Annotated in this window: 18 protein-coding genes; 3 read left to right on the top strand and 15 right to left on the bottom strand. The window is 76.5% G+C overall.

Translation table 11 applies throughout. From position 1 onward, the window contains the following. The first annotated feature begins 5 nt into the window (after positions 1–5). From AMPC_RS05805 to AMPC_RS05795, 3 genes are read left to right on the top strand one after another with little or no spacing between them, the layout of a single operon-like run. Positions 6–1,172 (top strand): molybdopterin molybdotransferase MoeA, encoded by a 1,167-nt coding sequence (locus tag AMPC_RS05805; protein ID WP_248345120.1) that lies wholly within the window; start codon positions 6–8, stop codon positions 1,170–1,172. Further along, the gene (gene mobB / locus AMPC_RS05800; protein WP_248345118.1) at positions 1,169–1,867 is read left to right on the top strand and encodes a molybdopterin-guanine dinucleotide biosynthesis protein B; all 699 of its coding nucleotides are present in this window, start codon (positions 1,169–1,171) and stop codon (positions 1,865–1,867) included. Before AMPC_RS05805 ends, mobB begins: the two co-directional genes overlap by 4 nt. After that, positions 1,864–3,474 (top strand): glycosyltransferase family protein, encoded by a 1,611-nt coding sequence (locus tag AMPC_RS05795; protein WP_248345116.1) that lies wholly within the window; start codon positions 1,864–1,866, stop codon positions 3,472–3,474. Before mobB ends, AMPC_RS05795 begins: the two co-directional genes overlap by 4 nt. Here the strand turns inward: AMPC_RS05795 and AMPC_RS05790 are convergent. From AMPC_RS05790 to flgG, 15 genes are all read right to left on the bottom strand, one after another. After that, positions 3,471–5,216 carry an O-linked N-acetylglucosamine transferase, SPINDLY family protein gene (locus AMPC_RS05790; protein ID WP_248345114.1) on the bottom strand — a complete coding sequence of 582 codons (1,746 nt, stop codon included), beginning with the start codon at positions 5,214–5,216 and terminating at the stop codon, positions 3,471–3,473. The genes AMPC_RS05795 and AMPC_RS05790 overlap by 4 nt on opposite strands. 9 nt (positions 5,217–5,225) lie before the next feature. Further along, a complete protein-coding gene (locus tag AMPC_RS05785) occupies positions 5,226–5,507 on the bottom strand; it encodes a hypothetical protein (protein WP_248345112.1) in 282 nt (93 codons plus the stop codon). Beyond that, positions 5,504–5,893, bottom strand: coding sequence for a flagellar export chaperone FliS (locus tag AMPC_RS05780; protein ID WP_248345110.1), 390 nt, complete (start codon positions 5,891–5,893; stop codon positions 5,504–5,506). The genes AMPC_RS05785 and AMPC_RS05780 overlap by 4 nt, the downstream gene beginning before the upstream one ends. Positions 5,894–5,909: 16 nt before the next feature. Then, the gene (gene fliD, locus AMPC_RS05775) at positions 5,910–7,256 is read right to left on the bottom strand and encodes a flagellar filament capping protein FliD (protein ID WP_248345108.1); all 1,347 of its coding nucleotides are present in this window, start codon (positions 7,254–7,256) and stop codon (positions 5,910–5,912) included. Between the two features lie 83 nt (positions 7,257–7,339). Beyond that, entirely contained in the window at positions 7,340–8,182 is an 843-nt protein-coding gene (locus AMPC_RS05770; RefSeq protein WP_248345106.1) for a flagellin N-terminal helical domain-containing protein, read from the bottom strand. A gap of 37 nt (positions 8,183–8,219) precedes the next feature. After that, on the bottom strand, positions 8,220–10,463 hold the full coding sequence (locus tag AMPC_RS05765; protein ID WP_248345104.1) for a hypothetical protein: 2,244 nt from the start codon (positions 10,461–10,463) through the stop codon (positions 8,220–8,222). After that, positions 10,464–11,348, bottom strand: a complete 885-nt coding sequence (locus tag AMPC_RS05760) for a flagellin N-terminal helical domain-containing protein (RefSeq protein WP_248345102.1) — start codon at positions 11,346–11,348, stop codon at positions 10,464–10,466. A 9-nt stretch (positions 11,349–11,357) separates the two neighbouring features. Next, the gene (gene flgK, locus AMPC_RS05755) at positions 11,358–12,770 is read right to left on the bottom strand and encodes a flagellar hook-associated protein FlgK (protein ID WP_248345100.1); all 1,413 of its coding nucleotides are present in this window, start codon (positions 12,768–12,770) and stop codon (positions 11,358–11,360) included. An 8-nt stretch (positions 12,771–12,778) separates the two neighbouring features. Beyond that, positions 12,779–13,258, bottom strand: a complete 480-nt coding sequence (flgN, locus tag AMPC_RS05750; protein ID WP_248345098.1) for a flagellar export chaperone FlgN — start codon at positions 13,256–13,258, stop codon at positions 12,779–12,781. Positions 13,259–13,271: 13 nt separating this feature from the next. Continuing rightward, positions 13,272–13,583, bottom strand: coding sequence for a flagellar biosynthesis anti-sigma factor FlgM (locus AMPC_RS05745; protein ID WP_248345097.1), 312 nt, complete (start codon positions 13,581–13,583; stop codon positions 13,272–13,274). Beyond that, positions 13,580–14,542, bottom strand: a complete 963-nt coding sequence (locus tag AMPC_RS20470) for a peptidoglycan DD-metalloendopeptidase family protein (RefSeq protein WP_263009635.1) — start codon at positions 14,540–14,542, stop codon at positions 13,580–13,582. The genes AMPC_RS05745 and AMPC_RS20470 overlap by 4 nt, the downstream gene beginning before the upstream one ends. Positions 14,543–14,576: 34 nt before the next feature. Next, complete coding sequence (locus AMPC_RS05735; RefSeq protein ID WP_248345095.1) at positions 14,577–15,665, bottom strand: flagellar basal body P-ring protein FlgI; 1,089 nt, start codon at positions 15,663–15,665, stop codon at positions 14,577–14,579. Between the two features lie 13 nt (positions 15,666–15,678). Further along, positions 15,679–16,353 carry a flagellar basal body L-ring protein FlgH gene (locus AMPC_RS05730; protein WP_318654316.1) on the bottom strand — a complete coding sequence of 225 codons (675 nt, stop codon included), beginning with the start codon at positions 16,351–16,353 and terminating at the stop codon, positions 15,679–15,681. Then, on the bottom strand, positions 16,350–16,985 hold the full coding sequence (locus AMPC_RS05725) for a hypothetical protein (protein ID WP_248345094.1): 636 nt from the start codon (positions 16,983–16,985) through the stop codon (positions 16,350–16,352). The genes AMPC_RS05730 and AMPC_RS05725 overlap by 4 nt, the downstream gene beginning before the upstream one ends. Then, the gene (gene flgG / locus AMPC_RS05720; RefSeq protein ID WP_248345092.1) at positions 16,982–17,770 is read right to left on the bottom strand and encodes a flagellar basal-body rod protein FlgG; all 789 of its coding nucleotides are present in this window, start codon (positions 17,768–17,770) and stop codon (positions 16,982–16,984) included. The genes AMPC_RS05725 and flgG overlap by 4 nt, the downstream gene beginning before the upstream one ends. Positions 17,771–17,776: the final 6 nt, after the last annotated feature.

The following is a 17,776-nucleotide window of genomic DNA, read 5'->3' as shown; positions in this document are numbered from 1 at the left end:
GCGGGATGGACAAGCTCGGTCGGTATCAGGACGCGGTGGTGCAGGCCGTGGCGCCGCTCGCCCCAGAGCGCGTGCGGCTCTCGCTCGCGTCCGGCCGCCGGCTGGCCGAGCCGGTTCACGCCCTCCGGCCCGCGCCGCCCCTCACCTGCTCCGCCATGGACGGCTTCGCGGTCCGCGCCGCGGACGTCACCGGCCCGGCGCGGCTGCAGGTGGTCCGCGCCATCTTCGCGGGCGATCTCCCCGGCGCGCCCCTCGGGCCGGGGCAGGCGGCCCGCATCTACACCGGCGCGCCGCTGCCGCCGGGGGCCGACGCGGTGGTCCGCGAGGAGGCGGCGCGCGAGGAGGGCGCATGGGTGAGCTTCCGCGCGCCGGTCCGCGAGGGCGAGCACGTGCGTCCCCAGGGCGAGGACGTGCCGGCGGGCGGGCTCGCGCTCGAGGCCGGCGCGCGCCTCGGTCCGCGGCAGCTCGGGCTGTGCGTCGCGGTCGGGGTGCAGGAGGTGGTGGCGGTGCGCCGGCCGCGGGCGGTCGTGCTCGCCACCGGCGACGAGGTGGTGCGCGGCCGGACCCCCGACTCGAACGGCCCGGTGCTCGAGGCCGCCCTGGCGGCGCTCGGGGCCGAGGTGGAGCTCCGGCGCGTGCCCGACGACCTCGACGCGCTGACCGGCGAGCTGCGGGGCGCGCTCGCCGCGGCGGACGCGGTGCTCACCGTCGGCGGGGTCTCGGTGGGGGCCCGGGACCACGTGCGCGCGGCGCTCGAGCGGCTCGGGGCCGAGGTGCGCGTCCACGGGGTCCCGATGAAGCCCGGCAAGCCGTTCCTCTTCGCGCTGTCCGGCGGCAAGCCGGTGTTCGGTCTCCCGGGCAGCCCCTCCGCCTGCCTCGTCGCCTTCGAGGTCTTCGTCCGCCCGGCGCTCCTGCGGCTCGCGGGCGCGGCGCGCCCCTTCCGCCGCCGGCTGGAGCTCCGCCTCGCGGCGCCGCTCCGCGGCAAGCCCGGGCGCGCGCGCCTGATCTGGGCGCGGCTCGACGACGACGGGCGGGTCCGGCCCATCGGCCGCGACGCCGCGCAGATCCGCGGGCCCGCCCTGGCCGACGCGCTCGTGGTGGCGCCGTCCGAGGCCGGGGAGCTGGCCGAGGGGACGCCGGTCGAGACCTGGCTGCTCGAGGAGGGCCGGTGACCCCGCTCCTCGGCTTCAGCGGCCCGAGCGGCGCCGGCAAGACCCGGATCCTCTCGCTGCTCCTGCCGGAGCTCTCCCGGCGCGGCCTCACCGTGGCGGTGCTCAAGCACACCGGTCACCCGCACGAGTTCGACGCGCCCGGCAAGGACACGGAGGTGCTGCGCCGCGCCGGGGCGATCGCCGCGGCCATCTCCGGCCCGTCCGGCGTGGCCTACTTCGGGCCGCCCATCCAGGGCGCGCGCGCGCTCGGGGCCCTGCTCCCGCCGGCCGACCTCGTCCTGGCCGAGGGCTTCAAGTCCGAGCCCATGCCGCGGGTCGAGGTGCACCGGCGCGCCGTGAGCCGCGCCTTCCTCTGCGAGCGCGACCGCGGCGTGGTGGCCCTGGTCACCGACGAGCCGCCGCCGCGCGCGCTCCCCTGCTTCGGCCCGGACGACGTCGCCGGGCTGGCCGCCTTCGTCGAGCGCTGGCTGGCGGCGCAGCGGGGAGGCGACGACGCCGCGCTCACCGTCCGCGAGGCGGGGCGGCGGGGCGGCGAGCGGACCCGCGCGACGCGCGGCGAGGGGTACTACGCCGAGATCGGCCGGGAAGGCGGGAAGAAGGGCGGGCCGCGCGGCGGCAAGAAGGGCGGCGCGAAGGTGCGGCAGCTGGTCGCCGCCGGGAAGAAGCGCGCCGCCCGGGAGAAGGACCGGCGTTGACGCTCGAGAAGAACCTGCTCGCGCTGGCGGAGCGCGACCCGGAGCTGGTGGTCCGCCTCTCCTGGCCGGCCGGCAGCGACCACGTGGTCGAGGGGGCCGAGGGTCCGGAGTACGTCCTCGGCATGCAGCGCTTCCCGCTCCGCGTCGGGCCGGAGGCCGCCGCCGGGCTCGCGCGGCAGGCTGGCGACGAGGCCTTCCTCTTCGGGCTCGGGCTCGGGGAGCTCGCCGCCGCGCTCCTCGCCGGGGGGCGGCTCGTGGTCGCCTGGGAGCGCGACCCGTGGCTAATGCGGCTGGCGCTCTCGCGTCACGATCTCTCCGGGGCCCTGCGGGCGGGGACGCTCCGGCTCCTGCTCGGCTCGGATCTGGTCGAGGAGCGCCGGCGGGGGCTGCGCGGGGGGCTCGTGCTCCACCCGCTGCTCGGGCAGGTGTACGGGGTCGAGCGACGCCTGCTGGAGGGGCGCCACGACCGGCCGGTCGCGGCGCTCGCGAGCGGCGGGCTCTTCGTGCAGGACCTCGCCGCCGGCCTGGAGCGCGCCGGGCTCGCCCCCTTCACGCTCGACCTCGGGCGGCTCTCGCGCGAGGAGCTCTCCCGGTCGCTCGGACGGCTCCGCCCGGCGCTGCTCGCGGCCGTGAACTACGTGGACGGGCTGGCCGAGTTCTGCGCGGCCCACGGCGTGACGCTCGTCTGCTGGGAGATCGACCCGGCCACGAGCGACCTCCAACCCTGCGGCGAGCCGGGCCGGTCGTTCATCTTCACCTACCGCCGCGGCGCGGTCGCCGAGTACCGCGCCGCCGGCTTCCCGCACGTGGAGCACCTGCCGCTGGCGGCCGATCCGGCGCGGCGCCGCCCCGTGGACGTCTCGGGGCCGGAGTCGGCGCGCCACCGCGCCGCCGTCTCGGTGGTCGGCTCGAGCATGGTCCCCGACGTCGCCCGGCACGAGCGGGCCTTCCTCGAGGCCTGGGAGGCGGCGCACGGGCCCGGCGCGCGCGGGACGGGCCTCGCGGCGCTCTCGTGGGTGCTCGAGGCGCAGAGCCGGGACCTCTCGGCGCACCGGGTGCCGGCGCTCCTGGCGGGCCGCTGGCCGGCGCTCGCCGCCGCCCACCCCGAGGCCGTCCGCGCGGCGTCGGAGATCGCCGCCGCGCTGAAGCGGCTCGCGGCGGTGCGGCGGCTGGCGCGCTTCGCGCCGCGGGTCTGGGGCGACGAGGGCTGGCGGGAGGCGGAGGGGGGCGGCGTCGCTTACATGGGCCCGGCCGGCCACGGCGACGAGCTCGACCGGATCTACTGCGGGTCGGCCGTGAACGTGGACCTGGGCCGGCTCTACCAGATGGACATCGTGACCATGCGCGTCTTCGACGTGCTCGCCTGCGGCGGCTTCGTGCTCGCGGAGCGCTCCGACGACCTGGCGGCGCTCTTCGAGGTCGGCGTCGAGGTGGACTGCTACGGCAGCCTGGAGGAGCTCGAGCGGAAGGTGGCGCACTACCTCGCGCACCCGGACCGCGCGGCGGCCCTGGCGGCGCGGGGCCGCGAGGCGGTCCTCGGGCGGCACACCGTGCAGTCGCGGGTGGATCACATGCTCGCGGTCGCGGGCTGCGCGCCGCCCGGCTAGGCCACGCGGGCGCGCGGATCGCGGGCCCGCTCGGCCCAGAAGGCGCGGAGCCCGCGCTCGAGCTCGTCGAGGAGCCGGCCGCCGTCGAGGAGGGGCGAGGCCCGCAGGCGCGCGCGCAGCGAGCCGCGCAGCCCGGCGAGCCGCTCCGGCGAGGCCGCCAGCGCCGCGGCCGCGCGGACGTGGTCCTCCGGCCGCCGCACGGCGAGCTCCCCGAGCCCCACCGCCGCGAGCAGGCTCGCGCCGACGCGGGAGGCGTGGGTCTCGCCGCCGAGCGAGAGCACCGGGACGCCCATCCAGAGCGCCTCGCAGGTGGTCGTGGTGCCGTTGTAGGGGAAGGTGTCGAGCGCCACGTGCACCTGCCCGTAGGCGGCGAGGTGCGCCCGCGCCCCCGGCGCGTGGCCGGCCAGCCGCAGCCGCTCGGGCGGGAGGCCGGCCGCGGACGCCAGCCGCCGGAAGCCCTCGCGGGTGGCGTCGTCGGAGAGCGCCGGGCTCTTCACCAGGAGCTCGCTCCCGGGGACGGCGGCGAGCGCCGCGCGCCAGAGCGCGAGCGTGGCGGGGCTCACCTTCGCGAGCGAGTTGAAGCTCCCGAAGGTGAACGGCCCCGCGGGCGGCGGGACCACCGGCGGCGCGTCGGCGGGGGGCCGCCAGGCGAGGAACCCGCCCGCGAGCCGGAGCGGGCGCTCCGGCACCTCGGGCCAGGGCGCCGAGGGAGGGTCGCAGCGCGGATCGGTGATCCGCAGGTCCACCTCCGGGCAGCCGGTGACGTCGGGGTAGCCGATCCAGGTCCCCTGGAGCGGGGCGGCGCGGTGCGCCAGCACGCCGAGGCGGCTCCCGGCGGTGTGCCCGCCGAGCTCGAGCAGGACGTCCACGCCGTCGGCGCGCACCCGCGCCGCGGCCGCCTCGTCCGAGAGGCCCGCCACGTCGCACCAGCGCGGCGCGAGCTCCCGCAGCCGCGCGGTGACCTCGTCCGGCCGCGCCACCGAGGCATAGCAGCAGAGGTCCCACCCGCGCGCCCGGGCCGCCTCCAGCAGCGGCTCGACGAAGGAGGGGACCGGGTGCTGGCGCAGGTCGGCGGAGAGGAGCCCGAGCCGCAGCGGCCGGTCGGGCGGGGGCGGGAGCTCGCGGGCGCGGGGCGGCCCGCCCGCGGCCCGGTGCGCGGCGGCGAGCTCGCCGAACCCGACCTCGTCCGAGTAGTGCAGGGCGAGGAGCAGGCTCGAGCGGGTCGCCGCGTCCTCCGGGGCGAGCGCCACGGCGCGGCGGAGCGCGCCGAGCCCCTCCGCGACCCGGGCCGAGAGCACCAGCGTGAGGCCGAGGTGGGCGTGGGCCGGGCCGCTCTCCGGGGCCGCCTCGACCGCCAGCCGCAGCAGGGCCTCGGCGTCGCCCAGCCGGCCGAGCTCGCGCAGGAGCGCGCCGAGGTTCACGGCCAGCGCCGGATCCTGGAGCCCGCCCTGCGCGGCGCGGAGCAGGTGCTCGAGCGCGCGGCCGCGCTCCCCGAGCTGCAGCCAGAGCGCGCCGAGGTTGGCGTGGATCGCGGCGGGGTGCGGCACGTGGGGCAGGGCGCGCTCGTACAGCGCCACCGCCTCGGCGGGCCGGCCGGTCCGATCGGCGATCACCGCGAGCCGCTCCCAGGCGCCGCCGCAGCCGGGGTCGCGCGCGACCAGCTCCTCGCAGAGCGCCTGCGACTCGGCGAGGCGGCCCGCCCGGTAGAGCGCGAGGGCGGTGCCCAGGGACGGTGCGTCCACGAGCGGACCTCAGCGGCGGCGGTAGGCGGCCTGGGCGAGGCGGCCGGCGGCGGCGCCGTCCAGGGCCGCCTGCAGCTTCGCCTGGGCGGCTCGCGCCAGCCCCTCGCAGCGGCCCTGGAGCAAGCGGAAGGTGTCGAGGCTCTGGGCGTCGAGCAGCGTGCCCGCGGCCTGGAGCGCGCGGCAGGACTCGGCGGCGCGGCCGAGGGCGGCCGAGGCGCCGGGCGCGTCGCCGGCCTCGAGCCGCCGCGCCCCCTCGGCGAGGGCCTCGAGGAGCTGCCGGGTGGCGCTCACCGGGCGCCCTGGGCCTGCGTGGTGAGCGAGGCGACGGCGTTCTCGAAGCCGTCGACGATGGGGGCGAAGGCGCGCTCGGCCTCCCGGGCCAGGCGCGCGTCCTGCCGGAGGTTGGCGAGGGTGATGCGCCCGGTCACGAAGCGGTAGATCTCGCCGAGCTGCTGGCAGAGCTCCGGCGCCCGCCGGGTGTCGAGGGTGGCGTGGAGCTCGGACACGATCTCCCCGGCGCGGGTGAGGGCGCGGTTGGCCTCGGCGCGCTGGCGGGCCTCGATGGCGGCGGCGCCGGCGCGGATCTCGCGGAGGGCCCGCTGGAAGAGCAGGACCATGAGCCGCTCGGCGGACGCGGTCTCGCGCTGGGCCTGGAGGTATCGGCTGGCGTGGGTCACGGTCGTTCCCCTGGGATCACTTGCTGCTGGACTGGTTGGACTGCTGGGTGAGGAAGCTGCTGGTCGCCTTGAGGCCGCTGATGATCGACTCCATCGCGGTGAACTGGTCCTGGAGCGTCTGGCGGTAGGCGTCGATGCGGACCTGCATCTGCGTGGTCTGGCTGTCGATGCTCGAGACCTGGTCGGTCTTCGCCTGGGAGTCGAGGGTGAGGATGCCGCTCCCGGGCGCGACGTAGGAGTCCACCAGGTCGGAGAACTTCTTCGCCATCCCGTTCACGGGGTCGGCGAAGATCGCGTTGGCGGCCCCGGGGTTGATCGAGAGCGCGCTCTGCAGCGTCGTCGTGTCGATGGTGAGGCTGCCGTCCTTCTGGGTCTTGATCCCGAGGTCGGCCAGGGTGCGCACGCCGACGAGCCCCGCCACGGGCGTCGAGGTGAGCGACTGGAGCTGCATCTGGAGCATCCGGACCGAGCTGTCGCCGGTGAGGTTCCGCTCGCGGTCGGTGACGTCGCTGGCGTCGAGGTTCGACTGCAGCACGCCCATCACCGTGTTGTAGGCGGTGACGAACTTCTGGAGGTTCGCCTGGGTGGCGGTGGCGTCGTTGTTGAGGACGAGGTCGTCGGTGGTCCCGGGCGTCTGCGCGGTGAGGTTGAGCGTCACCCCGGGGAGCGCGTCGCTGATGGTGTTGCTCTGCCGGGTGAACTTGAGCTTGTCCACCGTCACGACCGCGTTCTGCGCGCCCTGGACGCTGGCGAGCCCGAGCGCCTGGCCCTGGCTGCCGGTGTAGCTCTCGGTCCACTTGAGCGCGTCGGCGGCGGCGCCCGTGAGCGGGTAGCCGGTGTCGCGGTTGTTGAGGGAGAGGTAGCTGTTCGTCCCGTCGTTCACCACCACCGCCGAGACCGGGGCCCCGAGCTGGTTGATGGAGTAGGCGACGTCGGCCAGGCTCTCGCCGTCGGTGAGGGTGATGGGATCGTAGGCCTTGCCCTGCACGCTGAGGGTGAGCGAGCCGCCGGTGACGCCGGCGCTGCCCGAGGCGAAGCCCTGCGAGCGCGCCTTGGCGGCCTGCGCGAGCTGGTTCACCTCCACCGAGTAGCGCCCGGCGGTGGCCCCGCTGCCGGCGGTCGCGCTGAAGCTGGTCGAGCTGGTGGTGGCGGTGAGGCCGAGGACGCCGCCGGTCTTCAGGGCGCCGGCCGCGCTCTCGAGGTCCGACAGCTTGGAGGAGAGGTCCCCGAGCTTGGAGATCTGCGCGTTGAGCGCCGACTTCTTGTTCGCGAGGAGCGTGAGCGGCTGGGACTCGATCTGGACCATCGAGTCGATGATCGAGCTCCAGTCCATACCCGAGGCGAGGCCGCTGGCGGAGAACACGGAAGCCACATCCACCTCCCGAACGAAATGGCCGCCCCGCAGCGGGTCTCACCGCGGGGCGGCCGGCTAGACGACTGCGAGGGTTACCCGAGCAGCTTGAGGGCGAGCTGCGGGGACTGGTTGGCCTGGGCGAGGACGGAGACGCCGGCCTGCGACAGGATGTTGAGGCGGCTCATCTTCGCCGACTCCTCGGCCACGTCCACGTCCTTGATGCGGCTGTTGGCGGCCGAGAAGTTCTCGACCGTGGACTGGATGTTGGAGATGACGCTCTGGAACCGGTTGGCGATCGCGCCGAGGGCGGAGCGGTTCGACGAGATGGTCTGGATGGCGGCGTCGATCTTGGCGAGCGCGGCCTGGGCGCCGGTCGCGGTCGAGAGGTCCACGCTCGAGCTGTTCACGGCGAGGCTGGTCGAGTCGATCGACATCTTCGACGTGTCCACCGAGATGCGGTCGTTGCTGGTGCCGTCGATGCCGACCTGGAAGTTCAGCACCGAGGAGGAGCCGGAGGCGCCGAACAGCTGCGAGCCGTTGTACTTCGCCGTCTGCTGCATGCGGTCGAGCTCGTTGGCGAGCTGCGTCTGCTCGGTGTTGATGTAGGCGCGCTGCGAGTTGCCGACGCCGTCCGAGGACGACTCCATGGCGAGCTCGCGCATGCGGGTGAGGATGTTGGTCACCGCGTTCATCGAGCCTTCCGCCGTCTGCACCAGCGACACGCCGTCGTTGGCGTTGCGGGAGGCCTGGTTGAAGCTGCTGATCTGCGCCTCGAGGCTCACGCTGACGCCCAGGCCGGCGGCGTCGTCCGACGCCTTGGTGATGCGGTAGCCGGAGGAGAGCTTCGAGAGGGTGGAGTCGAGCTGGCTCGTGGTGGCGGAGAGGTTCCGCTGGGCGTCGAGCGAGCTGACGTTGGTGCGAATCGAGAGTGACATGACTTCTCCTTGGGTTGGGCGACCGTTCGCGTTCGCCTCACCATGCTCTTCGGCCCGCGAGCGAATCCCGATAAGAGCGGAACGCGCGATCGACGCCGGCGCGCAGCCGGCGCAGCGCCACCGACCTGACGTGCAGCGCGAGGAGCCCGCGGACGGGCTCTCCGGCGAGGGTGGCCGTCACCGCCGTGACGGCGATGCGGCCGGGCTGCTCGATGGGCCAGGCGGACATGGCCGCCTGTGCGGCGTCCTCCCACCGGTGCGGGCCGGAGAACCGCTCCGCGCCGACCGTGAGCGCCAGCCCGAAGGGCGCCGCGCCGGAGACGTCGACCTCGACCGCGCGGGGGGCGGGCGGGAGCCGGCGCAGCACCGGCTCGAGGTCCTCCGACAGCCGCATCGCCAGCACCGCCCCGCGGTCGGCGGCGAGCAGCGTGAGGCGCGCCTCCCGCAGGTGCTCCTCCAGCTCCGGGAGCGGGACCTCCTCGCGCAGCTGGCGGCCGTCGCCGTCGCCGTAGAGCACCACCGCGCGGCCCGGGTCGAGCAGGGAGACGCGCGCCTCGACGACCCCCGGCACGCGCCAGCGCTGGGTGGCGCGGCTGCCGTAGGAGAGCGACAGGTCGGGCGCGTCCGGGTCCGGGGAGACGAAGCGGGGCCGGCGGAGGTAGCGCCGGAGCGCGTACCGCATCACCCGCCCGCCCACCGGGACCAGCACCTCGCCGGCCACCTCGGCGGCGACGGGCCGCCCCTGCTCCGGGTCCCGCAGCAGCGCGGCGATCCCGGCGAGCCGCGCCGCGGCCGCGCGCGCCTCGGTCCGCGCCGCCGTGACCTGGGCCTCGACGCCGGCGCTGGCGGTCGCGAGGAGCAGCCGGACCGCCTCGCCGGCCGGCAGCTCGCGGGCGGTGGGGCGGCGGCCCGGGGCCACGCGGACCGCCAGGGCGGCGTCGAAGCCGAGGCTCCGGTCCGGCCCGCGGTTCAGGGGGTCGAGGGGGGCGCCGGGCGCGGCGGGCGCGCCCGGGCCGTCGAGGGAGAGGAGCAGCGCCGGCCGGGGCGCGGGCCGGCACAGCGGGCCGGCCAGCGGGAGCCAGGCGCGGTCGAGCGCGCCGGCGACGCGCTCCGGACCGAGGGCCGCCGCCGCGAGGGAGAGCGCGCGCACGCGGGCCTGCGCCGCCGTGGCGCCGCGGGAGAGGGGGGCGCCGTCCGGCAGCCGCACCTCGAAGCAGGCGCCGCTCGGGGTGGCGCGGAGCGGCACCGGGCCCGGCCCGCCGCGCTCCAGCGCCGTCCGGAGCGCCGGCAGGAGCGCTACCGGGAAGCCGGCGGCGAAGGCGCCGCGCCAGGCGTCGCGGGCCGCCCGGGCGAGCGGCGGGTGGCGGCGGGCGCCGCGGGCGCAGGCGATGGCGAGGCGGCGCCCCGTCGAGAGGACCGGCCCGGCCGCGCCGCGGGCGGGCGGGGAGGACGCGAGCGCGCGGGCGGCGAGCGCCGGGTCGGCGTGGGCGAGCGCCTCCTCGAGGAGGGCGCCGTCGAGGCCCGCCAGCGCGGCCCAGCGGCAGAGGAAGATCGAGGGATCGGCGAGGTGGCGGGCCGGCCCGCGGCGGGCCAGCGCGGAGAGGGCGGTGAGCGGGGCGGGGGCCGCTCCGCCGCTCATCACCGAGAGCGCCAGCCGCACGAAGCCGGTGGGGGCCGCGGCCGCGAGGGCCCAGAGCGCGTCGCCGTCGAGCGGCGCCTCCGCGGCCGCCTCGAGCGCGCGCCAGGACTCGGGGGGGAGCGCCCCGGCGAGCAGCGCGCCGAAGGCGGAGAGCTCGTGACAGAGGCCGCGCTGCCGGGCCAGCCGGGCCGGGTCGAGGAGGCGGGCGGAGATGGGCCGGTCGGCGGCGGTCAGCGCGCGGCGCGCGGCCTCCATCCGCTCCTCGAGCTCGCCGTACTCGGCGGGGAGGAGGCCGCCGCGAGCGAGCACCACCAGCTCGAGCCGGTCGGTGGCCTGCCGCGCCAGCACGGCGTCCACCGCGCAGGCGCCGCGCTGCACGCGGTGCGGCGGGGGGAGGCCGAAGCGGCGCGCCAGCGCTCCCCAGCTCGGGCGGTAGCGCAGCCCCGCCACGCCCGGCGCGAGCTCGCGCAGCCCCGCCTGCTCGAAGCTGGCGTGGAGCAGCACCGGGAAGAGCCGGGCCGCGGCCGCGAGCGGGGGCGCCGCCCTCCGCGAGAGCCAGCGGGCCCGCCAGCGGAGCACCGCGGGGGCGCCCGGCGCGTCGGGCTCCGGCACGGCCCGCGAGAGCGGCAGCGCGGGCGGCATCTACCGGAGGTAGTCGAGCAGCGTCAGCTTGAAGCCCTGCGCGGTGGCGGTCAGGGAGGCCTCGAGCGCGTGCTGCGTGGAGGCGAGCTGGCTCGCGGCCTTGATCGGGTCGGCGTCGCCGAGCTGCGAGGTGCGCGCGGTGGCGTCGTCCCGGGCCTGCTTGGCCGCCGCCACCGCCGAGTCGAAGCTGTTCATCGACACCCCGGCCTGGCTGCGGGCGGCGCCGACCTGCGAGATCCCGGCGGAGAGCCCGGCGAGCGTGGCCGCGACCGCGTCGGGGTCGTTGGCCTTGAGCGCCGTGGAGAGCGCCTGGATCGTGGCGAGGACGTCGGTGCCGCCGCCGGCGCCCTTCACCGCCACGTCGGCCCGGACCGAGCTCTTCACCGTCACGCCGGGGGCGATCTCTACCTGCCGCTGCGCGGCGTCGCCGTGGTACGCGCCGCTGGCGTCGAAGGGGGGGGCGGAGTCCACGTTGCCGCCGAGGATGTAGCGGTCGCCCACCCGGACGTTGAGCGCGGCGACCGAGGACTGGAGCAGGCCGTCCACCTCGGTGGCGGCGGAGGCCCGATCCGAGGCGCTGTAGTTGCCGTTCGAGAACTGCACGGCCAGCTGCTGGGCGCGGGTGAGGAAGTTCTGGAGCGAGCCGAAGGCCGAGTCGGCGCTGGCGAGCTCGTCGCTGGCGAGCTGGGCGACCGACTGGATCGAGTCGTAGTGCTTCTGGTCCGCCTGGGTGGTGACCATCAGGGCGGCGGCCGCCGGGTCGTCGCCGGGCTGGCCGACGCGCAGGCCGGTGGTGGCGAGGCGCATCGCCTCCTCGTTGCGGGAGCGGGCCTCGAGGACCCCGGTGCGGGCGATGTCGTAGGTGAGGCTGTCGCTCACGCGCATGGCGGCTCCTTAGGACCCGAGCTTCATGAGGACGTCGAGCATGTCGCTCGAGGTCTGGAGCACCCGGGCGATGGCCTCGTAGGCGCGCTGGGTCTTCTGCATGTTCACGAGCTCCTCGTCCACCGACACGCCCGACGCGCTCTCGCGCAGCGCCTTGACGTTGTCGCGCAGGGCGGCGTCCTGCTTGGAGAGCGAGGTGGCCTGCGCGGAGGCGATCCCGAAGCTCGAGGTGATCGAGGAGAGGGTCCGGGTGGCGTCGAGCCCGCTGGTGGGGAGGGCCTGCTGCTCGGTCGCGAGCAGCGCCTGCACGTTGTCCGCGTCGCCGCTCGCCGCGGTGGCGGCGCCGGCCGCCGCGAGCGCGCCGGCGTTGGTGCCGACCGCGGCGGAGATGGCGATGGTGCTGGCGGCGCCGGCGCTGGTGGCGCCGACGGCGAAGAGCGGCCGGCCGGTGACCCCGTCGGCGCCGTAGCCCGCCTGGTGGACCGCGTTCACCTGGTTCGCGAGGTCGAACGCGAGCGTGTCGAGCTGGGTGGAGGCCTTCCCGAGGGCGCCGTCCCGGGCGGCGAGGGTGCCGCCGAGCTGCCCGCCCGCGACCGAGTTGGCGAGGGGGGCGGCCGGGGTGCCGAGCGGCGAGGCGTAGAGGAGCTGCAGGTGGCCGCGGTTGTTCGGGTCGGGCTGGCTGCTGAAGACGCCCGGCACGCCGCCCGAGACGAGCGCCACGCCGCCGCCCATCATCACGTTCACGTCGCCGCCGGTGCTGGTCACCGGCTGGCCGCCGACGAGCGAGGCGAGCTGGTCCAGCACCTGCTGGCGGGCGTCGAGCAGGTCGTTCGGCTCGCCGCCGCTGGCGCGCGCCTGCCGCACCTGCGTGTTGAGGTCCGCCATCTGCTTCGCGAGCGCGTTGATCTGGCCGGTGAGGTTCACCGCCTGGTCGTCGAGGCCGGTGCGCGCGGTCTCGACGTCGCGCGAGGCCTGGTTGAAGGCCGCGGCGAGGCTCTGCGAGGCGCCCAGCGCCGCCTCGCGCAGGCCGCTGTCGCCCGGGTTCTGCGACAGGGCGCGGAGCGCGGAGTAGAAGCCGGAGATGGCGTCGCCGACGCCGCCCGACTGGGCGGGGTCGAAGGTGTGGATGGCGGAGAGGGCGGTGGCCTCGGCGTCGGAGCTCGCCGCGTTGGCGATGCTGGCCGGGACCTGCGACTCGATGAACTGGTCGCGCACCTGGGTGACGGCGCCGAGCGTCACGCCGCGGCCCACCCACGCGCCGCCGGAGACGAGCTCCGCCGGCCGGGTCAGGAGCTCGGCGCGCTGGCGCGCGTAGCCGGGGGTGGCGGCGTTCTGGAGGTTGTTGCTCGTGACCGCCATCGCCGCCTGCTGGGCGGCGAGGCTCGAGCTGGCGTTGGAGAGGATCGAGAACAGGTCTGCCATGGTCGGTGCTAGCCCTTGCTGGAGATCATCGCCGCGGCGCCGCGCGACTCGGGCCGCGCGCCGCGCCGGTCGTAGGCGGCGGGGGCGGGGCGGACGGCGCGCACGTAGCCGCGGACGCAGGTGAGGGCGCGCTCGCAGAGCGTCCGGTTGAGCGCGTCGATCTCGCCCAGGGCCTCGGCCAGGGCGCGGATCTCGCCGAGGGTGGTGGAGAGCCGCTCGGTCTCCGCGGGGGCGCGCTCGCGCAGCCGCTCCAGGGTGACCTCCGGGGCGCCGAGGGCGCCGGCGGCGAGGGACAGGGACCGGGCCAGCTCGCCCTCGATCCGCCCCACCTCGCCGTTGAAGGCGCTCCGGGCCGCCGCGCGGGCGAACAGCCCGTCGGCGTCGAGGGACCGCATCAGCTCGCGCTCGCCCCGCGCCCGCTCGATCTCGGCCGCCAGGAGGGCCCGGAGGGCCTCGGCCTTGTGGGCTGCGTCGTCGAGCTTGCTCACGGCGGGGCTCCGTTCACTTGAGGCGCTTCAGCATCCCCTGCAGCGACGCGGTCAGCTCGGCGTCGTCGAGGATCTCTTGCGCGATCTGGTTCGGGTCGGGCTGGTAGGTGCCCTGCTTCACCGCCGCGGCGATGCTCTGCAGCTTGGCGGCCCGGGTCGCGCCGAGGTGCTGCCGGGCGGCGTCCACGGCCGCGGCGAACTTGGTGCTATCGGGGGTGCTGACGCGCTCGGGCGGGGCCGAGGGGTCGGCGCCGGACGCCTTCCTGGCCTCGGTCGTCCGGCTGCCGTCGATGGGGGTGGTCTCGCTGGTGTTCTTGACCTTCATGGCTCACTCCGCGGTGGAAGACCGCGCTTCGCCATTCCATCGTCACGAATTCCGTAGGCCTTAAGGAACCGCGACGGATCGACCGCCCGGCCCCCCTGCCTCGCCTCGAAGTGGAGGTGCGCCCCCGTGGCGCGGCCGGTGTGACCCACCCTGGCTATCGGCTGGCCGGCCTCGACCCGGGCGCCGGCCGAGACGAGCAGCTCCGAGGCGTGGGCGTAGAGGGTGGTGACCCCGTCGGGGCTCTCGATCTCCACGGTATTTCCGTAGCCATTGCGAGGGCCTGCACGCTTCACGGTGCCGGCCAGGGCGGCCTGGACCGTGCTCCCCTCCGCCGCCGCGAGATCGACCCCATGGTGCGGTCGGACGACGCCGGTGAAGGGGTCGGCGCGGAGGCCGTAGGGGCTCGTGACCCTGGTGGGTCCGACCAGGGTCGCGGCGAGCTCCCTCGGACCCGCCGCGGAAGGGGCGGGCGGGGTCGCGCCGGCGGGGCCGGTCGCACCCGTCACGTCGCTGGCGTCCCCGTCGTCCGGGACGTCGAGGTCGGGCGCGAGCAGGCTCACCGCCGCGTCGGAGGCGGCGGCGGCCGCCCCGACCGTCGCCGGGGAGCGGGCGGCCGGGAGCGCCCGCGCCGCCGCGGCCACGCCCCCCGCGCGCGCCGGGGCGGCGCTCGGGGCGGCCGGGGATCGGGCGGCGGAGGGGGAGGGGGAGGGCGAGCCGGCGCGGGCGCCCAGCGAGCGCTCCAGCTCGGCGGCGAGGCCGAGGCCTCCCGCCTTCGCCACCGCCTCGGCGAGCGCGTCCGAGAACAGGTCGGCCCGGATCGACGAGCCGGCCACGCCGTTGCCCTTGAACGCGCCGCTCGAGGAGATGATCTGCTTCAGCATCATCGCCTCGAGCGCCTGCGCGGCGTCGTGGAGGCGGGCGGCGTCGCTCGCGCCGGCGCTGGCGGCGGAGAGCTTCAACGATGCCTCGCCCCGGGCAGGGTGACGTGCGGCATCACAGGACCTCCAGCTCGGCGTCGAGCGCGCCCGCGGCCTTCATGGCCTCGAGGATGGCGACGAGGTCGCGCGGCGTGGCGCCGAGCAGGTTCATCGCCTTGACCAGGTCCTCGACGGTGCTGGTGGCCGGGAGCGCCACCGCGCCGCGGTGCTCCTCGGTGGCGGCCGCGGTCCCGGCGCGCTCGGTGACCGTCGTCCCCTGGCCGAAGGCGTTGGGCTGCGAGACCACCGGCCGCGAGGTGATCGACACCTGGAGGCCGCCGTGGGCCACCGCCACCGGGCGGATGCGGACCCGCTCGCCGGCGACGACGGTGCCGGTGCGCTCGCTCACCACCACCCGCGCCCGCTGGTCGGCGTCGATCTCGAGCGCCTCGAGCCTGGCGACGAGCCCCACCGGATCGGCCTTGAAGCTCTCCGGCACCGTCACCTCCACCGCGGCGGGGTCGAGCGCCCGGGCGGCGCCGGCGCCGAGCGCCCCGTTCACGGCGGCGGCGATCCGGCTCGCGGTGGTGAAGTCGGGCCGGCGGAGCCCGAGCGTGAGGGGGCCCGCCCCGAGCGCCGGGGCGACGGCCCGCTCCACGGTGGCGCCGCCGACCACGCGCCCCGAGGTCGGGGTGTTCTTCCGCTGGGTGTTGCCGAAGCCGCTCGCGTCGTAGCCGCCCACCTGCACCGCCCCCTGCGCGGCCGCGTAGACCTGGCCGTCCGCCGCGGTGAGGGGCGTGAGGAGGAGCACGCCGCCGGCGATGGAGCGGGCGTTGCCCATCGAGGCGACGGCGACGTCGAGGTGGACGCCGGGGCGCGTGAAGCCCGGCAGCCGGGCGGTCACCATCACCGCGGCGACGTTGCGCGCCCGGATGTCGTTGGGGTTGATGCGCACCCCGAGCCGGCCCAGCATGCCGGCGATCGACTGCTTGGTGTAGAGCACCTGCTCGGTGTCGCCGGTGCCGGCGAGGCCGACGACGAGGCCGTAGCCGTACAGCTCGTTGTCGCGGGCGCCCTGCACCTCGGTGAGCTCCTTCACCCGCACCGCGGCGCGGGCGGGCAGGGCGAGGAAGAGGGCGAGGGCGGCGAGGAGGAGGCGTCGCATGGCGTGTGAGGGCTCAGAAGGGCCAGATCCAGCCGAACCACCTCTGGAACCACCCCTGCTTCTGGTTGTCGGTGAGGATCCCGCGGCCGGTGAACTCGATCTCGGCGTCGGCCACCATCGAGCTCTTCACGCTGTTGTCGCCGTCGATGTCGATGGGGCGGACCACGCCCGAGATGTAGAAGTGGTGCTCCTCCGCGTTGACCAGGATGACCCGGTGCCCCTCGACGAAGAGGTTGCCGTTCGGGAGCACCTTGCGGACGATGGCGGGGACCGTGGCCACGAACCGCTCGGTGCGGCCGGTGCTGCCGTCGCCGGTGAAGCCGTTCTGGACGCTGCTCTCGATGGAGAGCTGCGGGGTGGTGGTGGCGACCCCCTGCGCCTTCATCAGCGCGGCGAAGGCGGCGATCTGGGAGTTGTGGGTGAGCTCGGTGTCGGCGCTCCGCTTGGCGTCGGCGATCTCCTCCACCTTGACCACCACGAGGTCGTTCTCGCGCAGCGCGCGGGCGTCGGTGAAGAGGAGCGAGGCGGAGCGGCCGTCGCGCCAGAGGCTGCCGGGCGAGGCCTCCTTGTCGCTGGCGGCGGCCGGCGGCGACTCGTACTCGCGCCGCTTGGGCTTGTACTCGCCGATGTGGGTCTGCGCGGCGCAGCCCGCCGCGAGGGCGAGGAGGAGGGGCGCGAGGCGCTTCACGGGACCTCCAGGAGGAGCTTGCCGCCGACGATGGGCCCCTCGACCCGCCGCCCCGAGGGGAGGAGGGCGCAGGCGCGCCCGGGGGCGCACGGGACGGCGCGCCCGGGCTGCTCGAGCGCCAGGGCGCCGAGCCGCACCACCACCGTGAGCGGCTCGCCCGGCGCCGGGCCGAGCCGGACCAGGGCGGCCTCGACCGGCGCGCCCGCGGCGGCGGGCCCGGCGGCGGTCGCGCCCTCCGGGAGGGCCGCCAGCGGCCGGCGGCCGGGCAGGACCTCCTGCTCGCGCAGCCGGGTCGCGCCGGCGAGCGGCTCGCCCGCCCGGACGTCGCGCGTGAGCTCCAGCGCCGGCGCGTAGACGCGCGCCTCGGCCCAGCTCCAGGCGTCGCAGCCCGGGCCCCGGAAGTGGAGCGCCACGCGGCCCGAGGCCGCCAGCGGGTGCGGGGGCTCGGGCGCGACCTCGGCGCAGGCGGCGGGCGGCGGCGGCGAGAGCCCGACCACCTCGGCCCGCGCGGAGGGCTGCACCAGGGCCGCCGACACCGCGGCCGCGACGGCGGGCGGGATCGGGTCCGGCGGCGGGGCGGCGCCGAGGAGCAGCAGCGCGAGCGCGGGGAGGGCGGCGGCCACGGCGATCACCGGACCTGGCTGAGGCGCTGCAGCATCTGGTCGGCGGTCTGGATCACCTTCGAGTTGAGCTCGTAGGCGCGCTGGGTGGAGATCATGTCGATCATCTCCTCCACCGCCTTTACGTTGGCGGACTCGAGGTAGCCCTGCGACAGCGTCCCGAGCCCCTGCTCGCCGGGGCGGGCGCCGGTGGCCTCGCCGGAGGCGGCGGTGGACTTGAGCAGGTTGCCGCCGAGCGCCTCGAGGCCGCCCGGGTTGGGGAAGCTGTAGAGCTCGAGCTGGCCGACCTCGGAGGGCGCGGTCTGGTTCGGGAGCGTCGCGAGCACCGTCCCGTCGGCCTTGATGGTGACGGCGGTGGTCTCCGGCGGCACGGTGATGCCCGGCTCGATCTGCTGGCCGTTGGGCGTGACCAGCTTGCCCGACGCGTCCACCCGGAAGTTGCCGGCGCGGGTGTAGGCCGGCTCGCCGCCCGCCTGCTGCACGCGGAAGAAGCCGTTGCCCTGGATCGCCACGTCGAGCGGGTTCCCGGTCTGGACCAGGTCGCCCTGCGAGAGCGAGCGGGAGGTGCTGCCGGCCCGGACGCCGAGGCCCACCTGCAGCGGCGACGGCGAGGAGGTGCCGCCGCGGGCGTCGGTGGGCGAGGCGACCCGCAGCGTCTCCGAGAGCAGGTCCTCGAACTGCGCCGACACCTTCTTGAAGCCGGTGGTGTTCGCGTTGGCGAGGTTGTGGGCGATGGTGTCCATCTTGAGCTGCTGGGCGTCCATGCCGGTGGCGGCGGTGTAGAGGGAGCGGAGCATCGGGAT

The sequence above is a fragment of the Anaeromyxobacter paludicola genome (genome assembly GCF_023169965.1).
In the GTDB taxonomy this organism is placed as follows: Bacteria; Myxococcota; Myxococcia; order Myxococcales; family Anaeromyxobacteraceae; genus Anaeromyxobacter_B; species Anaeromyxobacter_B paludicola.
The sequence above is the reverse complement of the archived record's forward strand: the minus strand, read 5'-3'. Positions and strand labels throughout refer to the sequence as shown.

What these genes read in the sequence shown, in the direction of transcription:
- AMPC_RS05805 (WP_248345120.1), top strand. Translation starts at nt 6, where the DNA reads ATGGACAAGCTCGGTCGGTATCAGGACGCGGTGGTGCAGGCCGTGGCG.
- AMPC_RS05745 (WP_248345097.1), bottom strand. Translation starts at nt 13,583, where the DNA reads ATGAAGGTCAAGAACACCAGCGAGACCACCCCCATCGACGGCAGCCGG.
- AMPC_RS05770 (WP_248345106.1), bottom strand. Translation starts at nt 8,182, where the DNA reads ATGTCACTCTCGATTCGCACCAACGTCAGCTCGCTCGACGCCCAGCGG.
- AMPC_RS05735 (WP_248345095.1), bottom strand. Translation starts at nt 15,665, where the DNA reads ATGCGACGCCTCCTCCTCGCCGCCCTCGCCCTCTTCCTCGCCCTGCCC.
- AMPC_RS05760 (WP_248345102.1), bottom strand. Translation starts at nt 11,348, where the DNA reads ATGCGCGTGAGCGACAGCCTCACCTACGACATCGCCCGCACCGGGGTC.
- flgK (WP_248345100.1), bottom strand. Translation starts at nt 12,770, where the DNA reads ATGGCAGACCTGTTCTCGATCCTCTCCAACGCCAGCTCGAGCCTCGCC.
- flgG (WP_248345092.1), bottom strand. Translation starts at nt 17,770, where the DNA reads ATGCTCCGCTCCCTCTACACCGCCGCCACCGGCATGGACGCCCAGCAG.
- AMPC_RS05765 (WP_248345104.1), bottom strand. Translation starts at nt 10,463, where the DNA reads ATGCCGCCCGCGCTGCCGCTCTCGCGGGCCGTGCCGGAGCCCGACGCG.